Raw genomic sequence first — 26654 nt, 5'->3', positions numbered from 1 at the left:
CGGGGAAAAATCACTCATAGCAGAATCCCAGTTGATCGGCAGAAAACCTGGGCTTCGGCTTGCTCGGGTTGACCGGCGGAGGTTTGTCAATTTTTGCGATGTGACTTCGCATGAACAGGCGTTGGCAGACCAACTCGGCGAAGCGCAAGTCCAGCATTTTCAAGGAATTCAATCGCCGGGCGAGGCGCAGAAGCAGATATGCGATCATCGCGGCGAGGATCTGCAGACGGATTGCGTTGTCGTTTTTGGCCATGAACTTGCGAAGATTGAGATGCTGCTTGATCCAACGGAACAAAAGCTCGATCTGCCAACGGCTCTTATAGAGTGCCGCAATCTCGACGGCTGTGCGTTCGAGATCGTTGGTGATGAGCGTGATCACTCCACCTTTGTCGCGCCTGACTTTGATGCGGCGCAACGGAATCGGAAGACTGGAATCGCCTTTGCTCGCAAGCGCGACATCGGCATCGTTGATGATTTTGAAACCGTCGCCGATGGTCTTGCGGACATACCGGGACTTCGACTTGCGCAAGCGCGTGCTCACCTTGGTGCGTGTGACGAAGAAAGCCCCGGTATCATTGATCTTCTTCCACCAGCCGAAGTGGTAATAGCCTTTGTCGAACACGTAAGTCACGCCGGCTTCGAGTTCGGTTTGGCGGCCGATCTCGACGTCGTTGACGGTCGCCGGCGTAATCTCGACGCAGCGGGGGCACTTGCCGTCCGGTTCGTAGACCGTATGCATCTTCATGCCGCGGATGCGACCATTCCATTCAGCCCATTTGCACACCTTGCCCAACGGAACCGGGCTCGAGTCGATCAGCCGAACCATCTCGGCTCCCTCCACCCGCGTATGTCGATCAGCCTTCTCCGCCAGCATGGCGAAGGTCTCCGCAAAAACGCCAACCGGGCGCCGCGCATTCGCATCCGAAAGCGTCGAACGAGCAACCCGGCCCACACCAAGATGATAATGCTGATGGCTGTTGGCATTGAAAGCGCCTTCGACCGCGCGCAGACTCATCACCTGGCCTAGCTGGGCTCCGACGAGCGTCACCAAATGATCCCAGCTTTTGAATGACTTGTCGTAGGCGTCGCCGTCATGCTTCTCCACAATCCCGCGAAATTGCCGCCGATCGATCGGTTTGAGAAGCTCCCCAAAGATGCTATTTACGCAGCGCATGCCCGGCCCCTTTCTGAGTCTCGACAACCAGAAAGTATCCGGCTCACGCTGGATTTGCCGGGCATGCGCTGCGGCATAGTGAATCATTCCCCGGACAGCGCTGCGCGCGCGGGGAGAGGTCGGAATTCAAGCGCAGCTTGAATTCCGGGTGAGGGGGGACTCTCCACGAACTCAACTGCCACCGTGTTTGAGGAGACAGCCCCTCACCCCTGCCCTCTCCCCGCAAGAGCGGGGCGAGGGAGAAGTGCCGAGTTCAATTATCATTCGGCGCTCCCGCGAACGCGCTTTCGATCACGTCGCCGATCGGCTGCCAGGAGCTGCCGTCGAACTGCACCAGCCGCATCTGCTTGATCGGATGGAAGTCGGCCGGGCCGGTGTTGATTGCAATTCCTGGCAGCGCGATGGGGCTCTGGTAATTCCTGAGCGACGCCGCCTGCCGCATGATATTCTCGCGCGACAGGTCGTCGCCGCACTGGGTCAAGACCTGAACCAGCGTTGCCGCCGCCGCGTAGCCGAAGATGGCGTTGCCATCTTCCTTGTCGCCATCGGGATAATACCTGTCCATGAACGCGAGCCATTCCTTGATGGCAGGATCTTCCTTCCACGCGGTGTCGCTGGCGTCCTTCAGGAACGAGGTGGAGATCACACCGACGGCGTTCTGAAGCCCCGCCGGCCTCAGCGCGTTCGCGATCGAAGCCGCCGCGTTGACCAGCAACAATTGTGGATGCCAGCCCAGTTCGGCCGCTCTGCGGATGGCGCGCGCCGAGATCGGCGGCGTGCAATTGAGCACGAGCACCTCGGCGCCGGAGTTCTTCAGGATTTCGACCTGGGTATCGATCGACATATCAGCCTCGATAGCGATGTCGGCCACGATCATGCTGGCGGTGAGGCCGAGCCCCTCCTGCAATCCCCGGAACAGATCGCGGCCGAACTGATCGTTCTGCCAGAGCACCGCGATCTTCCGGCTGGGATAGGCGGCCTGGATGTAATTAGCGTAGATGCGGCCCTCGGCGTGAAATGTCGGCTGCCAGCCCATCGTCCACGGATATCGCTTCGGATGCGCCCACTCCTCGTCGCCGGAAGCGACAAAGAGCTGGGGGATATTCCTCTCGTTGAGATAGGCCCGCGTCGCCAGATTGCTCGGCGTGCCGAACGATCCGAACATCAGATGCACGCGCTCCTGCTCGACCAATTCACTTGTGTGCTCGACCGCTGTTCGTGGATTTGAGCTGTCGTCGCGCGAGATGAATTTGATCTGGCGCCCATTGATGCCGCCGCGCTCGTTGATCATGTCGAAATAGGCGGCCTCCGCCCTTCCGATCGAAGCAAACGCGGCCAGCGGCCCGGTATAGGGCATGATGTTGCCGATGCGGATTTCGGTGTCGGTCACGCCGGCGGCCTGGATCGGCTGCAGGGTGGCCAACAATAATGCGGCGAAGAGAGCTGGTAGCAGCGAACTTATTATTGTTTTCATCGACGCGGCCTCGAACGCCAAGCTCGCGGGAGCTTGTGACGCCTACCCAGCGATCGCGATAATAGCGCCGAAAACGGGCTGTTGAAATCAAATGTTGGCACCCGCGATCATCGCAGCGAAATATCCAGCCAACCCAACGCATTGACCGTCACGCGATCGCCGGTATCTACCAGCACTGTCGTGGTCTCGGCCTCGATGATGGCAGGACCAGCAAGGGTGTGACCCGGCCGGAGTTCGTCGAGCGCGTAGACCGGTACGGCGCGCCAACCTCCGAGGAAGGCTTGCCGCTGGCTGCGCGGCGTGCAGCCGCCCGACGACGACGCGGGCTTTGCATCTGAATCAAGCCGCGCCACCTCGCCGACCGCGGCGACGCGGGCGTTGACGAACACCACTTCCTGGCCGCGCGAGGCGTAGGTATACAATTCCTCGTGCCTGACGTGAAAGCGGTCTTCGATCCGCTCGACGAGGTCGGCGGCGTTCCAGTCGAGGCCGTCGAGCGATACGTCGATCTCGAAGATCTGCTCGCCATAGCGCATCTCGGCGGAGCGCTCGATTGCAATCTTCCCGTTGAACCAGGAAAGCAGCCGGCCGGCGGCCTGCTGCTCCAGCCCGGCAAAGAGCTCGCGCACTTCGTCGGCGGTGATGCGCGTGCCGGCGCCGTAATGGGTGCGGCTGACCTCGTAGCGGAGATCGCTGGTCAGCATGCCCCAGGCCGACAGCACCGAGGCCACTGTCGGCACGATGATGCGCTTGATCTCGAGTTCGCGGGCCACTTCCGCCGCGTGCAGGCCCGCCGCGCCGCCGAAACTCAAGAGCGCGAATTTTCGCGGATCGACGCCGCGGCGCAGCGTCATCAGGCGAATGCCGTCGGCCATGTTCAGGTTGATCATGCGGTAGATGCCGGCGGCGGCCTCGACGCGCTGTAGCTCCATCGCCTTGGCGATGCGGTCGACGGCGGCTTCCGAGGCGGCGCGATCAAGCGGGCGTTTTCCGCCCATGAAGGCGGCCGCATCGAGATAGCCGAGCACAACATTGGCGTCGGTGACGGTCGCGGCCTGCCCGCCATTGCCGTAGCAGGCCGGGCCCGGCACCGAGCCTGCGCTTTCCGGCCCCACCCGCAGCGTGCGGCTGGCGTCGACGCTGGCGATCGAGCCGCCGCCCGCCGCAATGCTCGCGATATCGAGGCTGCGCAGCGCGATGCGCTGGCCCGCGAGCATGCCGTCAGCGGACAGCGACGCCTGCCCGCCTGAGATCAGCGAGATGTCGGTCGAGGTGCCGCCCATGTCGAACGGCACCAGATCGGGAATGCCGACCAGATCAGAACAGCGCCGCCCGCCGGACATGCCACCCGCAGGTCCCGAGAGCACGGTACCGGCCGCAAGCCTTGAGGCCTCTTCGACGGGCGCCATGCCGCCATGCGACAGCACGACGAAGAGACTGCCTTTGAAGCCCGCCTCGGCAAGCCGCGTTTCGAGATTGGTCAGATAGCGCCGCACGACCGGCTCGACATAGGCGTTCACGATCGTGGTCGAGACGCGCTCATATTCCTTGATCTGCGGCAGCACGTCGCTCGAGCGCGAGATGCTGACGCCGGGCAGCGCCTGCTTCAACCGTTCGACGGCGGCAAGTTCGTGGAGGGGATTGAGATAGGAATGCAGGAAGCACACGGCGACCGAAGTCGCGCCTGATTGCCCGATGCCGGAAATGGCGTCGTCGAGCGATTTTGCATCGAGCGGAATCAGCACGTCGCCGTTCGCCTTGAGCCGCTCTCTGACACCAAAACGCCGTTCGCGCGGCACCAGCGGTTCCGGCGGTGGCGAGCGCAGGTCGTAACGATCAGGCTTGAGGCCCTCGCGCATCTCGATGACGTCGCGGTGGCCTTCCGTGGTGAGCAGTGCGACTTTTGCGCCCTTGCGCTCCAGCAGCGCATTGGTCGCAACCGTGGTGCCGTGAACCAGCCGGTCGGTCGCGGTGAGCATTTCCGCGCGCGTCACGTTGAGACGACGCGCCAATTCTTCCAGCCCCGCCATCACACCGAGCGACTGATCCGCCGGCGTGGAGGGCGATTTCGCAAAGACGGTGCGCCCGCTCTCGTCGGTGGCCACGAGATCGGTGTAGGTCCCGCCGACGTCAACGCCAATCCTGAACATCATGAGGACGCCTGCTCTGCCGCGACGTCCGTCAGGCCCTGCTCGCGATCGTGCCGGCGCGCCTCCGCCGATCGCTTTTCAGGCGGCCCCCAGCCGCCACCGCCGGAGGAACGGATTTCGAGGCAATCGCCGGGGCGCAGTTCGATGCCGACTTCCTTGGTGCGGAGCACCCGCGGCTCGCGGCCCTCGGACAGCAAGCGATAATGATGCGGCTTGCCGTCCTCGCCGCCGAGCATGCCGCAGGGACCGTGGCGCGCGCCGTCGCCCGCGGTGTTGCCTTTTGCGACCTTCTCCGTCTCCAGCACCAGATCGAGCGACACGCCAAGGCCGCCGCGATGCTGGCCGTCGCCGCCGGAGCCGGGGCGGAATTCATGCGTGCGGAAATGCAGGGGAAAGCGCACCTCGGCGACTTCGAGGCTGCCGAATTTCAGCCCACCGACCGAGTGCCATTCGCCGATCGAAGACCAGCCGTCGCCGCGGGACGATGCACCGCCGCCCGGGCGCGCCTGGAACAGATGCCAGATGAAATTCTTTCCCGTACGCGGGTCTTCGCCCTGGATCGCGATCCGGAACCGGCGGCTCCAGCCCGCCATCGCGCGCTCCGGACAAGACGCCGACAGCGCCTTCACGATGGCTTCCACGATTTCATTCGAGGGATGACTGGTGCACAGCGTCACCGGCCGGCCCGGATCGGCCCACACCACTGTGCCTTGTTTTGCAACGACCTTCAGCGGGCGCAGCGCGCCCGTGTTCTTCGGGATTTCCGCGTCGATCAGGTAGGCAAACGCCATCGCCACCGCCGCCTGCATGTTGGCGTGCGAGGAATTCACAAAGCTGGTCGATTGCGGGTCGGACTTCGAGAGGTCGATCTCGACGTCGCTGCCCTTCTTGGTCACCTTCGCGGCGATGCGGATGTCGGTGCGGCCGTGGCCGTCATCGTCGAGAAACGCCTCGCCGTAAAACACGCCGTCCTTCCAGGTCGAAACCACGGCGCGGGTCTGCTGCTCCGTCGCATCGAGGATGGCTTCCATGGCGGCTTCCACCACCGGTGCGCCGAATTCGGCAAACAGCCGCGACAGCCGCCGCTCGCCGAGATGGGCCGCGCCGAGCATGGCTGCGAGGTCGCCGCGGAATTCTCGGGGGTTGCGGATGTTCAGCGCCAACAGATCGAGCAGATCGTCGCGCAGCTTGCCGGCCTCATAGAGCTTGATCGGCGGGACGCGCAGGCCTTCCTGATAGATCTCGGTGGCGGCGGGATTATAGGCGCCATGGGTGGCGCCGCCGATATCGCTCTGATGTGCGCGCACGATGGTCCAGAGCAGGCGCTTGTCGCCGGCGAAGACCGGGACGAAGGCGGTCAAGTCGGGCAGATGGCTGCCGCCATGATAGGGATCGTTGAGCAGGATGACGTCGCCTTGCTGCACGTCCTTGAACCGCTCCTCGACCGCGAGCGTCGCCCAGGGCAGCGCGCCGACATGAACCGGAAGGTGATCGGCCTGCGCGATCAGGCGGGCGCTGGTGTCGCAGATCGCCAGCGAAAAATCGCGGCTGGAATTGAGGATCTGCGAATAGGAGGTGCGAAGCATTGCCTCGCCCATCTCCTTCACGATCGAACTGAGGCGGTGCTGGACGACGGATCGCGTGATAGGGTCGATCTTGGCGGACATTGTTACCCGTTCTTGTTTTGGCGCTATCGGAGCGAGGCCGAGGGTTTACGTATACATCAAAAACACGATCGTCCCCACGATCAAGGCCGCCGCCATGAACAGGAGCACCGCTGGCAATCCCAAGACCGCCGCAACCACACCGGTTGACGATTGCATCAACGCCGCACCCAGGAAAAACGCGAGGTTGATCGCCGACAGCGCCTTGCCGGCGTTTTGCGCGTCCACCAGTTGCCGCGTCATGCCGTAAAGCAAGGGCTGCGCCGATATGACGATGCCGATCAGCACCAGCATCACGCCGTCAAATCGCGGCGGCATCACCGTAGCCCCGAACAGTTCCGACAACGGATAATGCGGCGCGCCCGCTGCCATCAGCGCGAGCAGCAGGGCCGCGAAGGAATGGGCTGATGCCAGCACCTCGCGGCGATGGCCGATGTTGCGGTCGAGGATCCCGATCAACAGGGGACCAACGATCAAGGCGAGCGTGAACAGGCCGAGCTCGTTGCCGGCTTCGATGCGGCTGAGCCCCTTGATCTCCATCAGCCAGGGCCCGCCCCACAATCCGCGCAACACCAGCGAGGCCGCCAGCGAGACCAGCGACAGCGCGATCAAGCCGCGAAGCGGTCGTGACAGCCCGATGCGAAGCACATCGGCCATTTGCGACAACGGCGAGGAATCATCGGCATGCGCAGCCGGCTGTTTCGGAACCAGCGCGAACACCGCAGCCGCCACCACGGCGCCGAATCCAGCGGAGATCCAGAATCCCGCGCGCCATCCCCAGTGTTCGACGACAAAGGCGAGCGGGCTCGCCGACAGCAGCATGCCGATATTGCCGATCGACAGGATGATCCCGGACCACAGGCCGAACCGCGCCGCCGACATCTGCTTGGCGGCCAGCGTCATCGGGCACATCAGCATGCCCGACGTGGCGACGCCGAGCAGGAATTGCCCGAACAGAAACCCTTCCGGCCCGGTGGCTAGGCCCGACGCCAGCGCGCCGACAATCGTTCCCGCGAGCAGGCTCAGCGAAACCGGGCGCACGCCGAAGCGATCCATCGCGGCGCCGACCGGAATTTGCGAGGCGGCGAAGGCGAAATGATAGACCGAGGTCAGGCTCGCCAGCGTCTGCGGGGCGGTGCGGAAGTCGGCCGCCATCACGTCGAGGCTAATCGCCGGAATGGTCCGCAGCAGCGTCGACAGCATGTGGCCGCAGGCCAGCGCCAGAAGCGCAAAAATCAGTGCGCGGATGTTGGTATCCGCGCCATCGGCCTTGCCGTCCATGAGCCGTCTCGCCCCAAAACTGTTTGGGGCGAGGTATCACCAATAAGGTGGGAACGCGAATCCGGCTGATAGCGACGATCAGTTCCGCTGGAACACCAGTGTCCGCAGTTCGATGCTCTCGCGCGGGGCTGCGTCGGCCGGCGTGGTCGGATCGATGAAGGCGGTATGCGGCCCGAACCGCGTGCGGCCGTCGGTTGCGGAATCGTAGCACTTCAGGAGCAACGCCTCGTCGGTCCGCATTTCCGGGATGTAGTACCAGCGATGGTTCGGGTTGTATTTGACGGAATAGGTTTCGCCGCTGCGGTTCGGATAGATCAGGTCGGAGGCCACGAGATCGCTCGCCTCGACGGTCTGGCCGTCGCACATTGCAAGCGGCGCATCGCGCAAGGGTCCGCGGATCGGCCGCCACACATTGATCACCTGCACGCGTCCCTTCAGGAGTTCATCGGCTTGATCCGGAAGATGCTCGTGCACGCGATTGGCCCCGGAGATGTCGGTCTGGTCGACATGGACGCGCGTGGCCGGCTGGCGCGGGCCGGCGCCCCGGATATCTGCGGCGCCGTCGACGCGCTTGCGCACGGTGTGGTCGAAGATGAAGACGCGGTCGGCTTTCAACGTTGCCTTGAGGAAGGCCTCCACGGCGGGGTAGTAGACGCCTTTCACTTCCTTGTCGTCGTAGAAATCCTTGACGATGGTGGGATGGCGGACCAGCGCAAAACCCTCGCGGTCCAGAGAGAGGTTGCCGGCGATCAGGCGCGCGTCGAAGATCGGAACGTTGTGCGGTTCAGGCAGCGCGGTGGATTTGGGTTCACCCGGCGGCGGATCGAAGGCGTAGGTGCGGGGCTTTCCCGGAGTCGGCGCGAGATAGTTCAGCTCGGCGGTGACGAAGGGGAGCGATTCGAGTTTTGCTTGCTGCAGGCCCATGGTGGTCTCCTGGACTCCATTGTTTGTTCTGTTTGATCTTGGTCCGGCCACCGATCGCCACAAGCCCGTGGTGAAAATAGCAACGATGCCATTCCCGGCGGCGGCAAACGGGAAAAATCCTTTTCCGGGACGCCTGCCGAACCGCACGGCATTTCCAGCATTCACGGGCTCGTCATCGCCCGCGAGCGGCGCGTTACCTGCCCTCATCTGCAGGCGGCTTGATCATGCCGGCCCGCGGAACCATGATGGCATAATCGGCCGATCATAGGCGTCGGCCCATCCAGCGGCACGGAAGACCGCGACCGGGAGAACACCATGCAAGTCACAATGAAAGATCGCGTCGCCGCCGTCACTGGCGGCAGCAAGGGGATTGGGCTCGCCGTTGCAAGGCAGTTCGCAGCCTCCGGCGCCAAGGTCGCGATCCTCGCGCGCAGCGCGGCCGACCTCAAGGCCGCGCGGGAGCTGCTGGCCAAGGACGGCCTCGAGATTCGCGACTATGTCTGCGACGTCTCGAAGGCATCGGACATTGCCAAGGCGCACGACAAGATCACAGCCGATCTCGGCCCGGTCGACATCCTCGTCAACAATGCCGGCACGGCGCGGACGATGGCGTTCGAGAACATCAGTGATGAAGCCTGGCAGGAAGACCTCGACCTCAAACTGTTTGCCGCGATCCGCTTCTCCCGGCTGGTCTGGCCGGGCATGAAGGCGCGCAAATGGGGCCGCATCATCAACGTGCTCAACACCTACGCCAAGGCGCCGGCGGCATCCTCGGCCCCCACTTCGGTATCGCGGGCGGCCGGCATGGCGCTGACCAAGGTGATGGCGAGCGAAGGCGGCGAGCACAACATCCTGGTCAATGCCATGCTGGTCGGCCTGATCATGAGCGATCAATGGGTGAAGCGGCACGCCGCGCAGGCGCCGGACATGGATTTCGAAATGTTTGCGAAAAACCTCGCCAAGGGCACGCCCCTGGGGCGCATCGGCACGGCGGAGGAATTCGCCAATCTGGCCTGCTTCCTCGCCTCCGAGCAGGGATCGTTCATCACCGGCACGGCCATCAATGTCGATGGCGGCCGTTCGCCGGTGGTGTAAGGAGGCATTGGCGCTGAAGGCGCGGCGTGTTCAGATCACCTCGCCCCGCCTGCGGGGAGAGGTCGAAATTCGCGCTAGCGAATTTCGGGTGAGGGGGGACTCTCCGCGAGTACCTCTCTTAGCGAGGTTGCGGAGGCAGCCCCTCACCCCAACCCTCTCCCCGTGAAGAACGGGGAGAGAGAGAGATTCTTAGACCGCGTCCTTGGCAGCCTTGACCGGGCGGGCCCGGACGATCTTGCGGGCCGGCTTGGCCTTGAACATCATTTCCTCGCCCGTGAAGGGGTTGGTGCCCTTACGAGCCTTGGTCGCGGGCTTCTTGACCACGACGAACTTCGCGAAGCCGGGGACGAGGAACACCCCGTTCTTCTTCAGCTCCTTGTGGCCAACGTCAACGAGCGTGTCCATCACGTTCTTGACTTCCTTCTTCGAGACTTCGGTGGTGGTCGCGATCTTTTCGATCAACTGCGACTTAGACATTTGGGTGGCCATGGTTGCTCCATTGATTCTGGCACAGGCGACGATATGGCGGAAACCGCCTAAAAAACAGGGTTTCCGACATTCTGCACAACTATCTCGCTAGTCGAGTTGAACTGATTCGTCCAATTTTGGCTGGTTTTTAGGCCTCCGAAGCTGTGCGGAGCCTATTTTTAGGGGGAATCCGCCGCTCCGGAGGGCCTCTTCCCGGGCAATCTCAGACTGCGGGGCGGCCCGTGCCTCTATTCACGCGAGCCTTGATTTCGCTCCCCAGCGAAAAAACAAGCAGGCCGATGACGCGCTGAGCACGTTGTTTTCAGGAAGGATTTTCCGACTCCCGCGACGATTAGAAAATGACTCGCGTTCCCGTTCCATCGTAAAACCCATCCTCAAGGCGGGCGCCTGAACGGTTCGCCATCAATATCAGCTCCGGAGACTTCGCATGGATTTGACGCGCCTTGAGATCAATCGCCGCACCGCGCTGCTGACGTCAGCGGCGATTGCGGCCAACGTGATCAATCCGATGCGGGCCTTTGCGCAGGAGACGCCGCGCAAGGGCGGCGTGTTCAACGTCCATTACGGCGCCGAGCAGCGCCAGCTCAATCCGAGCATTCAGGCCTCCACCGGAGTCTACATCATCGGCGGCAAGATCCAGGAAAATCTCGTCGATCTCGACGCCAACGGCCAGCCGGTCGGCGTGCTCGCCGAAAGCTGGGAAGCCTCGCCCGACGGCAAGACCGTAACATTCAAGCTGCGCAAGGGTATCAGCTGGCACGACGGCAAGCCGTTCACCTCGGCCGACGTCGAATTCACCGCCATGAACATGTGGAAGAAGATCCTCAACTACGGATCGACGCTGCAGCTCTTCCTCACCGCGGTCGAGACGCCGGACGCCGAGACCGCGATCTTCAAGTACGAGCGCCCGATGCCGCTGAACCTGTTGCTCCGCGCCCTGCCCGACCTCGGCTATGTCTCGGCCAAGCACCTTTATGAGAGCGGCGATATCCGGCAGAACCCGACCAACCTCGCCCCCGTCGGCACCGGCCCGTTCAAGTTTGTCAAATATGAGCGCGGACAATATGTCATCGCCGACCGTAACCCGGACTATTGGCGCCCCAACGCGCCCTATCTCGATCGCATCGTCTGGCGCGTGATCACCGACCGCGCTGCAGCTGCGGCACAGATGGAGGCCGGCGAGCTGCATTACTCGCCGTTCTCCGGGCTGACGATCTCGGACCTGGCGCGGCTCGGCAAGGACAAGCGCTTCATCGTTTCGACCAAGGGCAACGAAGGCAATGCCCGCACCAACACGCTCGAGTTCAACTTCCGCCGCAAGGAATTGTCCGACATCAGGGTTCGCCGCGCGATCGCGCATGCGATCAATGTGCCGTTCTTCATCGACAATTTCCTCGGCGATTTCGCCAAGCTCGGCACCGGCCCGATCCCGTCGACCTCGACGGATTTCTATCCCGGACCGAACACGCCGCAATACCCTTACGACAAGGCCAAGGCCGCAGCGCTGCTCGACGAGGCCGGCTTCAAGGCAGCCCGTGGCGGCACGCGCTTCTCACTGAAACTGCTGCCCGCGCCGTGGGGCGAGGACATCTCGCTGTGGTCGACCTTCATCCAGCAGTCACTGGGCGAAATCGGCATCCCCGTCGATATCGTGCGCAACGACGGCGGCGGCTTCCTCAAGCAGGTCTATGACGACCACGCCTTCGATCTCGCCACCGGCTGGCACCAGTACCGCAACGATCCCGCCGTCTCGACCACGGTCTGGTATCGCTCGGGCCAGCCCAAGGGCGCGCCCTGGACCAACCAGTGGGGCTGGGAGGACAAGAACGTCGACAAGACCATCGATGATGCCGCCACCGAGGTCGACCCGGCCAAGCGCAAGGCGCTCTACGCCCAGTTCGTCAAGGAGGTGAATACGGAGCTGCCGGTCTGGATGCCGATCGAGCAGATTTTCGTCACCACGATCACGGCGAAAGCGCGCAACCACTCCAACACCCCGCGCTGGGGCTCGACGAGCTGGCACGATCTTTGGCTTTCGGCTTAAACCGATATCCGCCAAGATAGGTCTATGCGCATCCTTGGCCTTGCGGGGCGGCGGCTTGCCGCTTCGATCCCGACCCTTATCCTGATCCTGATCGGCGTGTTCCTGCTGCTGCAGTTCGCGCCGGGCGATACCGTCGACGCCATGATGGCGCAGATGGGCGGCGGCGATGCCGCGACCGCCAGGGAGCTGCGCAAATTCTACGGGCTCGACCTCTCGATTCCCGCGCAACTCGGCAACTACCTCTGGCGGCTGGTGCGGCTCGATCTCGGTTTTTCCTCGATCTACGGCAAGCCGGTGGCGTCGGTCATCCTGGAACGGCTGCCGCCGACCATCCTGCTGATGACCGCGTCGCTGTCCTTTGCATTCTTCTTTGGGCTCGTGTTCGGCGTGATCGCCGCCCGCGGTGTCAACCGCTGGCCGGATACGCTGATCTCCACCCTGGGCCTGATCTTCTATGCGACGCCCTCGTTCTGGTTCGGATTGATGGCCATTGTCGTGTTCTCGGTCTATCTGCAATGGCTGCCGCCCGGCGGCTTCGAGGACATCGGCACGGTGCGAACCGGCATCTGGCGCGTGTTGGACATCGCCGGCCATCTGGTGCTGCCGACGCTGACGCTGGGGCTGATCTTTCTGGCGATTTACCTGCGCATCATGCGCGCCTCGATGCTGGAAGTGCTCAATCTCGATTATGTCCGGACCGCGCGCGCCAAAGGCCTCGACGAGACGCGCGTGGTAACGCGGCATGTTTTGCGCAACGCGCTGCTGCCAATGGTGACGCTGATCGGGCTGCAAGCCGGCACCATGCTGGGCGGATCGGTCGTGGTCGAAAGCGTGTTCTCGCTGCCGGGCCTCGGGCGCCTCGCCTATGAATCGGTGGTGCAGCGCGACCTCAATACGCTGCTCGGCATCGTATTCGTCTCTGCGCTGCTCGTCATCACCGTTAACTTCGTCGTCGATCTCATCTATGCGCGGCTCGATCCGCGCATCACGGCGGGTTGAAGCGATGGATGCGGTCAAGCGCTATTTCAGAAGCCCCGCGGCGGTCGCTGGCCTGATCCTGCTGCTGGTCGTGATCGCCATGGCGATCTCGGCCGGCTGGTTCTATCCGCGCGATCCGCTGGCGCTCGCCGGCCGCCCCCTGATCTGGCCGTTCTCCAATCCACGCTTCCTGCTCGGCACCGACAATTCCGGGCGCGATATCGCAGCCCAGATTTTCTACGGCGCGCGGATATCGCTGCTGATCGGCGGCGTCGCGACCGCAATCGCGATCCTGATCGGCATCCTCGTCGGCGCCTTCGCCGGCTATTACGGCGGCTGGGTCGACAATGTCTTGATGCGGGTTACCGAGGCGTTCCAGACGCTGCCGAATTTCGTGCTGCTGCTGGTGCTGGTCGCCGTGTTCGGCTCGACGCTCACCACCGTCACCATCGCGGTCGGCGTGGTGTCATGGCCAGCGCCGGCGCGGCTGACCCGCGCCGAATTCCTGTCATTGCGTAACCGCGAATTCGTCCAGGCCGGGCGGACGCTCGGGATGAAGAACATCCAGCTCATCTTTGGCGAGATTCTGCCCAACGCGCTGCCGCCGGTCATCGTCTACGCCAGCGTCGTCATGGCGGTCTCGATCCTGCTGGAAAGCGCGCTGGCCTTCCTGCGGCTATCCGATCCCAATGTCGCGTCATGGGGCAATTTGATCGGCCTCGGCCGCGACGTGCTGCGGGTGCAATGGTACGTCTCGGCGATCCCCGGCGTTGCCATCCTCGTCACCGTGCTGGCGGTGTCGCTGGTCGGCCAGGGCCTCAACGACGCGCTCAATCCGAGGCTCAAGGGCCGATGAGCGAGACCGAAACCATCCTTACGCTCGATCGCCTGAGCGTCCGCCTGCCCCGCGGCGCGGACCGGACGCATGCGCTCAGGGATGTGTCGCTGGAGATCGCTTCGAACGAGATCCTCTGCGTGGTCGGCGAATCCGGCTCCGGCAAGTCGATGATGGCGAATGCCGTCATGCGACTGTTGCCCAATGAAGTGACGATCGACGGCGGTCGGGCACTGTTCGAAGGCCGCGATCTCTGCGCGGCATCTCTTGCCGAGATGCGCGAGGTGCGCGGCGCCGGCATTGCCATGATCTTCCAGGAGCCGATGACGGCGCTCAACCCGCTCCGCACCATCGGCGACCAGATCGCCGAGATGTTTTCGATCCATACCGAATTGTCGAAGGCCGAGATCGGCGCGAAGGTACTGGCCCTGCTCGCGGACGTCCGCATTCCCGATCCCAAGGTTGCGGCGAAGGCCTATCCGCACGAACTCTCCGGCGGGCAGCGCCAGCGCGCCATGATCGCGATGGCACTGGCGCTCGATCCAAAACTGCTGATCGCCGACGAGCCTACTACTGCCCTCGATGTCACGACCCAAGCGCAAATTCTAAAACTGATCCGCGACCTGCAGCAGCGCCGCAGGACGGCGGTCATGTTCATCACCCATGATTTCGGCGTCGTCGCCGAGATCGCGGATCGCGTGGTGGTGATGCAGCATGGCGTCATCGTCGAACACGGCATGGCCGCTGATGTGCTCAACCATCCGCAGCACGCCTACACCAAACAGCTCATCGCCGCCGTGCCGCCGCTGAAGGCGCCGCCGCCCCGCGCGCTCGCGGCCGACACCATCCTCACGATTTCGGATGTCTCCAAAACCTATCGAACCGGCGGCTTTCTCGGCCGCGGCGCGCGCGTAACCCCGGCCGTGAAGAACGTCTCGCTCAAGCTGCCGCGTGGCGCGACGCTCGGCATCGTCGGCGAATCCGGCTCCGGCAAATCGACACTGGCGCGCTGCATCGTGCGGCTGATCGATCCGGACACCGGCGCGATCGTGCTCGATGGCAGCGACTGGGCGAGGATGCCGAGCGAAAAAGTCCGCCGCGAGACGCGCCATATCCAGATGGTGTTTCAGGACCCGTTCGCCTCCCTCAATCCGCGCCGCAAGGCGGCCGAACTGGTGGCTCAAGGGCCCATCGTTCACGGCACACCGCGCGCACAGGCGATTGCGGATGCGAAGGAACTGTTTTCGCTGGTCGGGCTCGACCCTTCCTCCGCCGACCGTTATCCGCACGAATTCTCCGGCGGCCAGCGCCAACGCATTGGCCTCGCCCGCGCACTGGCGCTGAAGCCGGACGTGCTGGTCGCGGACGAGCCGGTGTCGGCGCTCGATGTCTCCGTGCAGGCGCAGGTGCTGAAACTGCTCGCGGAACTGCGGCAGCGGCTGGGGCTTTCCATCGTGTTCATCACGCATGATTTGCGCGTCGCCGCACAGATCTGCGACCTCGTTGCTGTGATGAAGGATGGTGCGGTGGTGGAGCATGGACTCGCGGGCGAAGTGTTCGGTAACCCGCGGCACGCTTACACGCGGGCGCTGCTCGACTCGATTCCCGGCGGGGAATTTGCGCGCGAGCACGATACGGCGGCGGTGTAGTAAGCTCCCTCTCCCCGCCTCTTGCAGGGGAGAGCGTTGGGGAGAGGGGCTGCTTCCGCGCACACGACTCGATTTTGAACTCGCGGAGAGAGCCCCTCACCCCGACCCTCTCCCCGTGAAGGACGGGGAGAGGGAGAACCCTACGCCATCTCCCGCGCATCTCTGCGGCGATAGACCAGCAGCATCAGCGGGGCCAGCTTGCGCAGGATGCCGTGGGCGACGATCGGCACCGGCTCGGTGAACGGCAGCGCGAGCTCGTTTTCGGGCACGCCGCGGACGGCCTTTGCGAGTTCATTGCCGAGCGGAATCGTCAATGCCACCGCACGGCCGTTACAGCCGGTCCAGCCATAGGCATCGGGGCCAAGCTTGTGGATGCGCGGCAGGAAATCGGTGGTCATGCCGACATAGCCGTTCCAGACGTAATCGAACGAGACCTCGCCGATCTGCGGCCACAGCCGCTGCAGCCGCTCGGTGACGCGCGCCTTGATCCGCTCCACCTTGTTGCCGGGACCGATCACCGCGCCGCCGGTGACCAGACGATTCCGCGCGTCATAGCGCGCGAAATAGAGTTCGCCATGGGTGTCCGACATCGCCTGCCGGCCGGGAATGATGGTCTTGCGGACATTGTCGGATAAAGGCTGCGTCGCCATCTGCCAGGACAGCACCGGCATCACCTCGTGCGCAATCTGCGGCACCAGCGATTTGGAGAACTCACCGCTATATGCGTTGGTCGCCATGACAAGCGCGCGGCCGGAGATTTCGCCCTTCGCCGTCTTGACCACCCAGCGGTCGTTGCGGCGCTCAAAACTTTCGGCCGGCGAGCGCGCGTAGATGCGGGCGCCGAGACCGAGCACGGTGCGCGCGAGACCACGGGCGAGCGCGAGCGGATTGATGTGGCCGCCGGTCCTGTTCCAGAAACCGCCGAACCAGGCGTCGGAGCCAAGCATGTCCCGCGTCTGGTCGCGCGACAGCAATTCAACGGGCGCGCCGAATTTTGACCATTGCCGCACGCGACGTTCGGCAATCTTGATGCGGCCAGGCGAATGCACGGGTTGCACCCAGCCGGCCTGTTCTCCCTCGGCGTCGATGTTGTAGCGCCTTGTCACGTCAAACAGACAGGAAGCACTGTCGCGCAGCATGCCGACAAAACGTTCTCCCACTTCGCCGTGTTTTGCGACAATATCCTCCGGATCGGGCCGCGACAGCGTCGGGATCACCTGGCCGTTGTTGCGTCCCGACGCACCCCAGCCCGGCTCTGCGGCTTCGACGATCGCCACATCGACGCCGGCCTCGCGCAGATGCAGCGCGGTGGAGAGGCCGGTAAAGCCGCCGCCGATTACGATCACATCCGCCTGCTGTGTGCCGGTCAGTTCGGGCAGTTCAGGCCCCGACGGCGTCATCGCGGCCCATAGGGAATCGGGCCAGCGGACGTTGCTCGTATTCATCGTGATCCTTTCTTGCAGGCGCCTTGTCGTTCTGCTTAGTTTAGCTCCCTGACAAGCCCTGAGGAAATAACAGAGTGGCACTCAAAAACGTCATCGGAATCGATCACGCCGTGGTCATGGTGAAGGATCTCGATAAGGCGGCCGAAAACTACAAGCGGCTGGGCTTCACCGTATCGCCGCGCGGCACCCACAGCGCCCATATGGGATCGGGCAATTACACCATCATGTTCGACCCTGACTATATGGAATTGCTCGGCGTGCTCAGGCCGACGGAACATAATGAGCCGGCGCGGGCGTTCCTTGAAAAGAGCGGTGAAGGTATCGAGCGTATCGCCTTCACCGCCGTGGATTCGGCGCGGGGCGCGGAAGAAATTCTCGCGCGTGGTTATATCCCCGTTGGCCCGACGGATTTCGAGCGGCCGGTGACGCTGCCTGATGGTACGGAATCCGAAGCCAGGTTCCGGACCTTTCAATGGCCGACGGTGGAAGCGCCGGGCGGCGTGCGTATCTTTGCCTGCCAGCACAAGACGCGCGAGACGGTCTGGATTCCCGAACTGATGAGGCATGCCAACGGCGCGAAGCGCTTGAAGCAGGTGCTGATCGTCGCGCCGGAGCCGGCCAACGAGGCCGCGCACATGTCCAAGCTGATCGATCGTGATACTCGCAACGAGCCCGATGGCGCGATCGCGGTACCCTCGGGTGGCGACCGTGCGGATTTCGTGTTTCTCACGAAAGATCAGCTTGGCAAGCGCTATCCCGGCGTATCGCTGGCGGGATTGCCCGAACGCGGCGGCGCGGGGCTGGTCATCGCGGCCGATGTCGCGGCGGCGGAGAAGGCGCTGGGTGCGGTCGGCGTTCGCAGCGCAGGCGGCGTTGTGGTGCCGCCGGCTGAAGGCAACGGCACGATGCTGGCGTTCGTCAAGGCGTAGGCAGGCGATGCGGAGAGCGGAATTGGCCTAGCCTTCGTATTCCAGCACATGCATGCCGGCATTCCAGTCGCTGACATACATCAGTCCCTCCGGGGTGACGTAAGCGTCGCAGGTCTTTGCGGCCAGCGAAATATTGGGCCTCGGATCTACCAGCTTCTTGGGCGTGGGCGGCACCCAATAGGCAACCTCCTTCGGCATGAAGGCATCCTTAATGTCGAACACCCGCACCCCTGCCGTATTGTAGGTAGCGAACACCGTCTCTTCGCTTTGGAACGAACCGGGCCGATTTTCGTGCAAATTGTGCGGCCCGAACGTGCCGATGGCGCAGAAATCGCGTTCGCGAGGTGTCGGTAGCGTCGATATCGGCACCGGATTTTCAGGAGCGCGAACGTCGACAATGAACGTGTGGAACAGGCCCTTGGCACATTTTTCGGCATTCGCCTCGTCGGCCACTACCGCCAATCCCCGCTTGGGCAGGGGCAGAGGTGTATGCGTTCCACCCGGGAATGGCGGCGACCAGTTGATGCGCGAAATCAGTGTGGGCTTTGCGGGATCGCTGATATCATGGATGGTGAATCCGCCGTCACGCCACGCCGCATAACCGCGGTTGCCCGCCGTGATCATGTGATGCAGGGCGACGCGCTTGCCTTTCGGCAAATCGGGCTCGCCTGCGGCGCGATTCATGCCGGGCAGCCACCATTTGGAGACGATCTCCGGCTTGGCTACGTTCTGCAGGTCGACAATGCACAGGATGTGGTCGGTGAAGCCGTCGAAATGCGCCGAGACATAGGCGTAGCGTCCTCCCGGCCACCACAGACGGTTGATCCCGAAGCCGGGCATTTCAAGGAAAGCTATTTCGCGCATTTCGTTGGGCTTGGAGATATCGTGGATGGACAGGCCGGACCGGAATTTCTTGCGGTTGGTGATGCTGTCGGCCAGGTTGTTCTCGAAGTAGCCCCGCATGCTGTCGTAGGATTGCATCGCCACGATGTTGGCGCCGTTGGCGAGCAGCATCAGGTCGTCCGAAACCTGCAAGTGATGGGTGCGCGTGTACTGGCCGGCGGTGAAGAAGCCTGTGGGCTTCAGGTTGCGCGGGTCCGACGCGTCCAGAATGGTGACGCCGTCGCTGAACATGTGCCCGACGTAAACGTGTTTTTTGTTGACCATCACTTGTACGCTATCGGGCCGGCCGCCGATGTCGCTGTAGGAAATGTGCTTGATGCCCTTCCCGATTCCTTGCGGAGGAATTTCGGCTTCGGCAGAGAATGCGGGCGCAGACAGACCGGACATGGCGGTCCCAACCAGCGCACCGAGCTGTCTGAGGTGCTGGCGGCGCGAGAGTTCGGTCATGGTCGTTGCTCCCCTGGTAAGCTGCCTGTCTTTCCCAGCCGCAGTCGGTGATGCAGGCCTTAGAAAGTTGGGCGACGCTAAACCCGTTTAGGCTGGTTCGTAAACTGTCAATCCCATCTCCGCATCGGGTCATTCACGTCAGTGCTCTCGCCAAAATACCGTATAATAGGGCTATGCAGCCTCCGCCCACGCGATAGTATTCTCTCAACAAAAAACCGACCTCCAGGGAGTGTAACAACAATGAAGAACCGTTCGATCTCGCGCCGCGCACTTCTGGCCGGCACGGCGGCGGCCGGCGCGCTCAGCCTCACCGGCTTTCCGGCGCGGGCCGAGGTACAATGGAAGAAATATGCCGGCACCAAGCTCGAGGTGATCCTCGCCAAGGGTCCGCGTGGTGACAATCTGCAGAAGTACATCAAGGGATTCACCGAACTCACGGGCATCCAGGTCGAATCCGAGCAGATCCCCGAGCAGCAACAGCGCCAGAAGGCAGTCATCGAACTCGCTTCGGGCAAGCCGAGCTTCGACGTCATTCATCTGAGCTATCACGTGCAGAAGCGGCAGTTCGAAAAGGGCGGCTGGCTCGCCGACATGTCCGGTTACATGAAGGACCCGAACCTCACCGCGCCCGACCTCGTCGAGAGCGACTTCTCGGCCGCGGGCCTGCAATACGCCAAGAACGACAAAGGGCAGATGCTGTCGCTGCCGTGGTCGGTCGACTACTTCATCCTCTACTACAACAAGGAACTGTTCCAGAAGAAGGGCGTCGCCGTTCCCAAAACCTTTGACGAGATGGTCGCGGCGGCCGAAAAACTCACCGACGCCAAGGAAGGTACGTTCGGTTTCGTCGGTCGCGGCTTGCGCAACGCCAACATGACGCTGTGGACCAACTTCTTCCTCAATTACGGCGGCGAATTTTTGGACGGCAAGGGCGGCATCCTGACCGATGGCCCCGAGGCGATCGAGGCAACCAAGCTCTATCAGACACTGCTGACCAAGGTTGCGCCTCCCGGCGTCGCCGGCTTCAACTGGATGGAGTCGATGGCGTCGTTCACGCAAGGTCGATCGGCGATGTGGATCGACGGCGTCGGCTGGGCGCCGCCGCTGGAAGACCCGGCCGCCTCGCGCATCGTCGGCAAGGTCGGCTACACCGTCGTACCCGCGGGGCCGAAGGGACAATATTCGGCGACCTATGGCGACGGCCTCGGCATCGCGGCGGCCAGCAAGAACAAGGAAGCCGCCTATCTGCTGTGCCAGTGGGCGGTCTCGAAGACGCAAGGCGCGCGGCTGTTGCAGGCCGGCGGCGGCGTGCCGTTCCGCAACTCGATCCTCAACGATCCCGAGATTCAGAAGGGCGTGAAGATGCCGCCGGAGTGGCTGAAGTCGGTGATCGATTCCGCCAAGATCTCCAAGCTCGGCCTTCCCGTCATCATCCCGGTCGCCGAATTCCGCGATCTCGTTGGCGCAGCCATCACCTCGACGCTGGCCGGCGCCGACCCGGCCGCTGAATTGAAGAAGGCCCACGAGCAGTTCCGGCCGATCCTGGAGCGCAGCGAAAAAGCGTGAGTGCTGTGACACAGACTACTCCGGCCGCGGCGGAAGCCGCGCCGGAGCGCGAATGGCGGCCGCCGTCCTACTGGCCATTCGTGGTGCCGGCGCTGGTCGTCGTGCTGGCCGTGATCGTGTTTCCCTGGGTATTCACGATCTGGATGAGCCTCAACCAGTGGAAGGTCGGCTCGCCGACCACCTTTGTCGGGTTCGCCAATTATGTGCGGCTGCCGAGCGATCCCCGCTTCGTCGAGGCCGTGTGGCATACCATCCTTTACACCGCGCTCTCCGTGCTGCTGCCGCTGATCTTCGGCACGTTCGCGGCCGTGGTGTTTCACGCCAAATTCCCCGCGCGCGGCTTCCTGCGCGGCGTCTTCATCATGCCGATGATGGCAACTCCTGTTGCGATCGCGCTGGTGTGGACCATGATGTTCCATCCGCAGCTCGGCGTGCTGAATTACCTGCTGTCGCTGGTCGGCATGCCACCGCAGCTCTGGGTGTTTCACCCGGGCACCGTGATCCCGTCGCTGGTGCTGGTCGAGACCTGGCAATGGACGCCGCTTGTCATGCTGATCGTGCTCGGCGGCCTGGCTGCAATCCCGACCGAGCCCTATGAGAGCGCGCAAATCGACGGCGCCGGCGTCTGGCAGATGTTCCGCTACATCACGCTGCCGCTGATCACGCCATTCCTGTTCATAGCCGGGATGATCCGCATGATCGACGCGGTGAAGAGTTTTGACATCATCTTTGCGATCACTCAAGGCGGCCCTGGTTCGGCGTCGGAGACCATTAATCTCTATCTCTACAGCGTCGCCTTCATCTACTACGACCTCGGCTATGGATCGGCGATCGCGGTCATCTTCTTCCTGCTCATCGTGGCGCTCGCGGCCATCATGTTGCATCTGCGCCAGCGCACGATGTGGACCGAGATCGGGAGCGGCGCATGAGCATGCGTCAGATCGTCGGCAAGATCGGGCTGTGGTTTGCGGTGTTCATCATCGTGTCGCCGGCCATCCTGTTCTTTCTCTGGATGGCCTCGCTGTCGCTCAAATACGAGGTCGACAACGCGGCTTACCCGCCGGTCTTCTTCCCCGAGCGCATTGCCTGGAAGAATTATGCCGACGTACTCGCGTCCAACCGCTTCCTGACCTACTTCGTCAACAGCCTGCTGGTGACGGGCACCGCGACATTTCTGGCGATGCTGGTCGGCGTGCCTGCCGGCTACGGCATCGCGCGCATGGCTGCGCATAAATCCGCAATCGTGATCCTGATCGCACGCATCACGCCGGGCCTGTCCTATCTCATCCCGCTGTTCCTGCTGTTCCAGTGGCTCGGATTGCTCGGCACGCTGTGGCCGCAGATCATCATCCATCTCGTGGTGACGGTGCCGATCGTGATCTGGATCATGATCGGTTATTTCGAGACCACGCCGCTGGAGCTCGAGGAAGCGGCACTGATCGACGGCGCCACGCGCTGGCAGGTGTTCCGCCATGTGGCGCTGCCGATCGCGCGTCCTGGGCTGGCGGTCGCCTTTATCCTCGCGGTGATCTTCTCCTGGAACAACTTTGTGTTTGGCATCGTGCTGGCGGGGCGGGAAACGCGTACGCTTCCCGTCGCCGTCTACAACATGATCTCGTTCGACCAGTTGAGCTGGGGGCCGCTGGCGGCGGCCGCCCTCATCGTCACGTTTCCGGTTCTGCTGCTGACGGTACTGGCGCAGCGGCAGATCGTTGCCGGGTTGACCGCGGGTGCGGTCAAGGGCGGGTAGGCCTCCTACTCTGCCGGTGCCGCAATCGGTATATCCGAATGCGAACTGTAGCTCGCGCTTGGACTCGTCCTCGACAGGGCATACAGGCCGCCCGCCATCACCAGGTAAGCCAGCGCCACGCCCGGCGTGACGCCGAGGCCGCCGCCGATGCCGACGGCTTCGCCGTGCATGAAGCCGAAATAGGTCATGACGGCACCGGCCAGCGCGAAGGCCGAGGCCTTGAGAAAGTCGCGCTCGATCACGAACACGCCGATCGCGCCCAGCACAAGGCCGGCGAGGATCGAGCCGCCGCCCATTACTTCGAGCCCGTGATAGAGCACGCCCTGCTGCGGCAGCGCGGCGATGGCTGCGGTCTTGACGGCATCGACCTTGTCGGCGGCGAGACCGCCGACCGTCTGGGCGGCCGACATTGTTGAAGCAAGCATGGTGTCGATCTGCAATTTTGCCCAAGCCGCGAGATGCGGCGTCAGAGCCAACACGATCGCGGGCGCGTGCTTGACTGGCGTGGCCTGGAACGCCTGCGCGCCGATCAGCATGCCGATATAAAGCAGGATCGGCGAGATCGCGACGACGGGCACCAGCGCCAGCAACACCGAGATGATGCCGAACCACGACAGCAGCACCACCATGATGCCGGTCGCCGCCGAATAACCGATCCGCCCGCCCATCGCCTTCCAGCCGGGATGGCCGATATAGACCGCGTTGATGAAGGGATTACCCATCAGGCAGCCGATCAGGCTGACGACGCCGTCGGCGGTAAGCACGCGCGTGGTCGGATATTCGTCGCCGGCCGCTTCCGCGCTTTCGACATTGTCCATGGCCTCGACGAGGTCGTAGATACCGAACGGGATCGCGGTCACGAGAATGATGCCGAGGAATTCAAAGCCGGAGAAAACGTCGCCGAAGGCCGGCAACGGCACCGAGAAGCCGAAATTGGCAAAGGCGTCGGCGACGCCCTTCAGGCTCAGGCCGCCCAGCCCGAGGCCGAACAGGTTCGATCCCCACGCGATGATCATGCCGGCCGCAATGGCGACGAGGCCGGCAGGCATGCCCCGCCAATACTTCACGCCGCCGAACCAGCTCACCAGGATGATGGCAAAACACACCAGCCCGATCTGGGGCGTCATGTACATTTCCAGCGCCGGGCGCATCGAAATGAAGGTGACGGAGACACCGGCGAGCGTGCCGAGCAGCGCCGCGCGTGGGGTGATCTTTCTGATGTATGGCGCGATGAAGCCGCCGATCATCAGAATAAAGCTCTGGAAGAATACCCAGACGAGGCCGGCCGACCAGCCCTTGATGGGGTCGCCGGTCCTAAGCGTGATCGGCAGCATGATCACGAAGGTGACGATGAACATGTGCGGCACGCTGACGCCCGACGGCAGCGCGCAGACGTCGCTGCGGCCGGTCTTCTGCGCCAATTTGTAAGCGAGATACGCATAGTAGAAGGTGGAGAGGCACATCATCAGGCCGAGCGACGGCAGGATGCGGCCGAACACGAGTGAGTCAGGCATCTTCAGCACGAAGCGCAACAGTCCGGTCAGTACCAGCATGTTGACGAGGATGTTGGTGCCGAAGCCGAACAGCGCGTTCCAGTCGCCCGGCGTCCACAAGGCCGGCTTGAAAGTGGATGTGCCTGATGCCCCCGTCGTGCTCGTGCTCATCGTTATACCCCCGCCGCTGCCGTTCTTGGAATCTCCAATGAAAGCGCCTCCAGCACCGCGGCCGAGTCGGAGACCCAGCCAAAAATGCCGCCCTGGGCCTTGATCATCTTCAGGCCCATCTCGTGAAATTCGGGAAAATAGGATGCGCAGCCATCAGCCAGCACCACGCAGCGATAGCCGCGGTCATTGGCTTCGCGCACCGTGGTGTTGACGCAGACCTCGGTGGTGACGCCGCAGACCAGCAAATTCTCGATGCCGTAGCGCTGCAGCACGTCGCCGAGCTCGGTGGCGTAGAAGGCGCCCTTCCCCGGCTTGTCGATCACGATCTCGCTGTCGAGCGGATACAATTCGGGAATGATGTCGTGGCCAGCCTCGCCGCGAATGAGAATACGCCCCATCGGCCCGGGATCGCCGATGCGCAAAGACGGCGCGCCGCGTTCGACCTTGGCCGGCGGCGCGTCGGAGAGATCGGGCAGATGGCCTTCGCGGGTGTGCACGACCAGCATGCCGGCCGCGCGCGCCACAGCCAGCATCGCTGCGATCGGCTTCACCGCCCGCGCGAGCTGGCTGACGTCATTGCCGAGCGTCTCGCCAAAACCGCCCGGCTCCATGAAATCGCGCTGCATGTCGATGATGAGAAGCGCAGTCGCTGGCCAATCGAGCGCGATCGGCTCCGGCTCCGCTCTGAGCTTTGCTGAGTTCGCCATGACGTACGCGCCCCGAACGAGAGAACTCTCGGAGCAAGTAAAGCAAAGGTCGTGCCATTGTGTACAATGGCGTCAGGCGGCCGGCGAGAACGAAATCGATCGTTGTTTCAATTCGTTGACTGCTGATGTTGCGCTAATCCGCTCTCACTCAGGCGCTGGCCGGACGTGCAACTGCTCACGAACTGGGCAGTCGTGGCTTAAAATTCTCGATGAATCGCAACAGCACGCGCGCGCCGGCGTCGGCGTCGGCGAGTTCGACATGCTCGGCCGGGTTATGGCTGATGCCGCCGCGGCAGCGCACGAACAGCATGGCGACGTCGGCCACATCGATCATGGCCATGCCGTCATGCCCTGCCCCGCTCGGCAGTTCGAACGCGGGATAATTTTCGGCTGCAACGGCTTCGGAGACCTGCGCTTTCAGCCATGGTGCGCAGGGCACGGTACGGTTTTCGTGGGTGACGTCGATCTGAAGCGAGAGTTCACGCCGTTTCGCGATCGCCTCGATCCGCCGCACAATCTCCGCGACGGCGAGGTTGCGGTGGGCGTCGGTTGGCGCGCGAATATCCAGCGTAAACGAGACCCGTCCCGGAATGACGTTGGTCGCACCCGGAAGCGCAGTGATGGCACCGACGGTGCCTACCAGTCCGGCACTATCGGCCTTGCAGAATTGCTCGACCGCCACGATGCATTCGGCGGCGCCGGCCAGCGCGTCGCGCCGCATCGCCATCGGTACCGTGCCGGCGTGCCCGGCCATGCCGGAGAGGTTCGCTGCCAGCCGCGTGGCGCCTGATATTGCCGTCACCACGCCGACGGGAAGGTTCTGTTGCTCCAGCACCGGTCCCTGCTCGATGTGGAGTTCGACATAGGCATGCAGTTCGCGGCGCGTCCGCGCCGCCGCGCCGATGTGATCGGGATCGAGCCCGAACTGCACCATCGCCTCGCGCATGGTGAGGCCGTTCGCATCTCGCGCATTGAGCACGCTTTCGTCAAAAGTGCCGGCGACCGCCCGGCTGCCGAGCAGCGTGGAGGAAAACCGCACGCCCTCCTCGTCGGCGAAGCCGACGATCTCGATCGCAAAGGGCAACCGCACGCCGCGCCGGTTCAGATCGGCGACGCAGGCAATCGCGGTGATGATCCCGAGCGGCCCGTCCCATTTGCCGGCGTCGCGCACCGTGTCGTAATGCGAGCCCAGCATCAGGCACGGCAACCCCGGACGTTCGCCCTCATAGCGGCCGCACACATTGCCGATCGCGTCGAGATGCGCGGCCATTCCGGCATCTCTCATCCAGGACAGGATGAGGTCGGCCGCGATGCGGTGTTCGGGCGACAGGAAAATCCGCGCCAGATGCTCCGGTGTCTCGGAAATCGTCCCGAGCTGATTGATCCGGCTTACGATTTCATCGCCGAGCCCTGACCGTGTCGTCCCGCCGGTGGCCACCTCTGTGTCGCGCATGCTGTTCCAGTGAAGCGCGCTTCGACCAGCGCT

General features: G+C 63.3%; 21 protein-coding genes. 9 read left to right on the top strand and 12 right to left on the bottom strand.

The genetic code is table 11. The features are described from left to right. Positions 1-10: 10 nt before the first annotated feature. The 6 genes from V1293_RS34400 to V1293_RS34375 form a co-directional block, all read right to left on the bottom strand. Positions 11-1174, bottom strand: a complete 1164-nt coding sequence (locus V1293_RS34400) for an IS4 family transposase (RefSeq protein WP_334516820.1) — start codon at positions 1172-1174, stop codon at positions 11-13. Between the two features lie 253 nt (positions 1175-1427). Further along, the gene (locus tag V1293_RS34395) at positions 1428-2648 is read right to left on the bottom strand and encodes an ABC transporter substrate-binding protein (RefSeq protein ID WP_334516058.1); all 1221 of its coding nucleotides are present in this window, start codon (positions 2646-2648) and stop codon (positions 1428-1430) included. 107 nt (positions 2649-2755) lie between these two features. After that, the gene (locus tag V1293_RS34390; protein ID WP_334516056.1) at positions 2756-4801 is read right to left on the bottom strand and encodes a hydantoinase/oxoprolinase family protein; all 2046 of its coding nucleotides are present in this window, start codon (positions 4799-4801) and stop codon (positions 2756-2758) included. Beyond that, positions 4798-6465 carry a hydantoinase B/oxoprolinase family protein gene (locus V1293_RS34385; RefSeq protein ID WP_334516054.1) on the bottom strand — a complete coding sequence of 556 codons (1668 nt, stop codon included), beginning with the start codon at positions 6463-6465 and terminating at the stop codon, positions 4798-4800. The genes V1293_RS34390 and V1293_RS34385 overlap by 4 nt, the downstream gene beginning before the upstream one ends. 45 nt (positions 6466-6510) lie before the next feature. Next, positions 6511-7743: an MFS transporter gene (locus tag V1293_RS34380; protein WP_334516052.1), complete on the bottom strand. Its 1233-nt coding sequence runs from the start codon at positions 7741-7743 to the stop codon at positions 6511-6513. A 78-nt stretch (positions 7744-7821) separates the two neighbouring features. After that, positions 7822-8667, bottom strand: coding sequence for a CmcJ/NvfI family oxidoreductase (locus V1293_RS34375; protein ID WP_334516050.1), 846 nt, complete (start codon positions 8665-8667; stop codon positions 7822-7824). 315 nt (positions 8668-8982) lie between these two features. On the opposite strand from V1293_RS34375, the gene V1293_RS34370 reads away from it, so the two are divergent. Continuing rightward, a complete protein-coding gene (locus V1293_RS34370) occupies positions 8983-9762 on the top strand; it encodes an SDR family oxidoreductase (RefSeq protein WP_334516049.1) in 780 nt (259 codons plus the stop codon). Positions 9763-9951: 189 nt separating this feature from the next. On the opposite strand, the gene V1293_RS34365 is transcribed toward V1293_RS34370, so the two are convergent. After that, on the bottom strand, positions 9952-10251 hold the full coding sequence (locus V1293_RS34365) for an HU family DNA-binding protein (protein ID WP_057851696.1): 300 nt from the start codon (positions 10249-10251) through the stop codon (positions 9952-9954). Between the two features lie 427 nt (positions 10252-10678). On the opposite strand from V1293_RS34365, the gene V1293_RS34360 reads away from it, so the two are divergent. From V1293_RS34360 to V1293_RS34345, 4 genes are read left to right on the top strand one after another with little or no spacing between them, the layout of a single operon-like run. Further along, positions 10679-12295, top strand: coding sequence for an ABC transporter substrate-binding protein (locus tag V1293_RS34360; protein WP_334516047.1), 1617 nt, complete (start codon positions 10679-10681; stop codon positions 12293-12295). A 24-nt stretch (positions 12296-12319) separates the two neighbouring features. Next, the gene (locus V1293_RS34355; protein ID WP_334516045.1) at positions 12320-13294 is read left to right on the top strand and encodes an ABC transporter permease; all 975 of its coding nucleotides are present in this window, start codon (positions 12320-12322) and stop codon (positions 13292-13294) included. A gap of 4 nt (positions 13295-13298) precedes the next feature. Beyond that, positions 13299-14129, top strand: coding sequence for an ABC transporter permease (locus V1293_RS34350; protein WP_334516044.1), 831 nt, complete (start codon positions 13299-13301; stop codon positions 14127-14129). Beyond that, positions 14126-15757: an ABC transporter ATP-binding protein gene (locus tag V1293_RS34345; protein ID WP_334516042.1), complete on the top strand. Its 1632-nt coding sequence runs from the start codon at positions 14126-14128 to the stop codon at positions 15755-15757. The genes V1293_RS34350 and V1293_RS34345 overlap by 4 nt, the downstream gene beginning before the upstream one ends. 140 nt (positions 15758-15897) lie before the next feature. On the opposite strand, the gene V1293_RS34340 is transcribed toward V1293_RS34345, so the two are convergent. Next, on the bottom strand, positions 15898-17202 hold the full coding sequence (locus V1293_RS34340; RefSeq protein ID WP_334516040.1) for an NAD(P)/FAD-dependent oxidoreductase: 1305 nt from the start codon (positions 17200-17202) through the stop codon (positions 15898-15900). 74 nt (positions 17203-17276) lie between these two features. Here V1293_RS34340 and V1293_RS34335 point away from each other — a divergent pair, with 74 nt between their 5' ends. Then, on the top strand, positions 17277-18131 hold the full coding sequence (locus V1293_RS34335) for a VOC family protein (RefSeq protein WP_334516039.1): 855 nt from the start codon (positions 17277-17279) through the stop codon (positions 18129-18131). Between the two features lie 27 nt (positions 18132-18158). Here V1293_RS34335 and V1293_RS34330 read toward each other — a convergent pair whose 3' ends face one another. Further along, positions 18159-19481: an LVIVD repeat-containing protein gene (locus V1293_RS34330; protein WP_334516037.1), complete on the bottom strand. Its 1323-nt coding sequence runs from the start codon at positions 19479-19481 to the stop codon at positions 18159-18161. 240 nt (positions 19482-19721) lie between these two features. On the opposite strand from V1293_RS34330, the gene V1293_RS34325 reads away from it, so the two are divergent. The 3 genes from V1293_RS34325 to V1293_RS34315 are packed head-to-tail and all read left to right on the top strand — an operon-like array spanning position 19722 to position 22797. Beyond that, positions 19722-21047 (top strand): ABC transporter substrate-binding protein, encoded by a 1326-nt coding sequence (locus V1293_RS34325; RefSeq protein WP_334516035.1) that lies wholly within the window; start codon positions 19722-19724, stop codon positions 21045-21047. Next, a complete protein-coding gene (locus tag V1293_RS34320) occupies positions 21044-21976 on the top strand; it encodes a carbohydrate ABC transporter permease (protein ID WP_334516034.1) in 933 nt (310 codons plus the stop codon). Before V1293_RS34325 ends, V1293_RS34320 begins: the two co-directional genes overlap by 4 nt. Beyond that, entirely contained in the window at positions 21973-22797 is an 825-nt protein-coding gene (locus V1293_RS34315; RefSeq protein WP_334516033.1) for a carbohydrate ABC transporter permease, read from the top strand. The genes V1293_RS34320 and V1293_RS34315 overlap by 4 nt, the downstream gene beginning before the upstream one ends. Before the next feature lie 5 nt (positions 22798-22802). Here V1293_RS34315 and V1293_RS34310 read toward each other — a convergent pair whose 3' ends face one another. The 3 genes from V1293_RS34310 to V1293_RS34300 form a co-directional block, all read right to left on the bottom strand. Then, a complete protein-coding gene (locus V1293_RS34310) occupies positions 22803-24461 on the bottom strand; it encodes a regulator (RefSeq protein WP_334516032.1) in 1659 nt (552 codons plus the stop codon). Between the two features lie 2 nt (positions 24462-24463). Further along, positions 24464-25168 (bottom strand): cysteine hydrolase family protein, encoded by a 705-nt coding sequence (locus V1293_RS34305; RefSeq protein WP_334516031.1) that lies wholly within the window; start codon positions 25166-25168, stop codon positions 24464-24466. Positions 25169-25343: 175 nt separating this feature from the next. Next, entirely contained in the window at positions 25344-26621 is a 1278-nt protein-coding gene (locus V1293_RS34300) for an allantoate amidohydrolase (protein WP_334516029.1), read from the bottom strand. Positions 26622-26654: the final 33 nt, after the last annotated feature.

The sequence above is a fragment of the Bradyrhizobium sp. AZCC 1693 genome (genome assembly GCF_036924745.1).
Classification (GTDB): domain Bacteria; phylum Pseudomonadota; class Alphaproteobacteria; order Rhizobiales; family Xanthobacteraceae; genus Bradyrhizobium.
The sequence above is the reverse complement of the archived record's forward strand: the minus strand, read 5'-3'. Positions and strand labels throughout refer to the sequence as shown.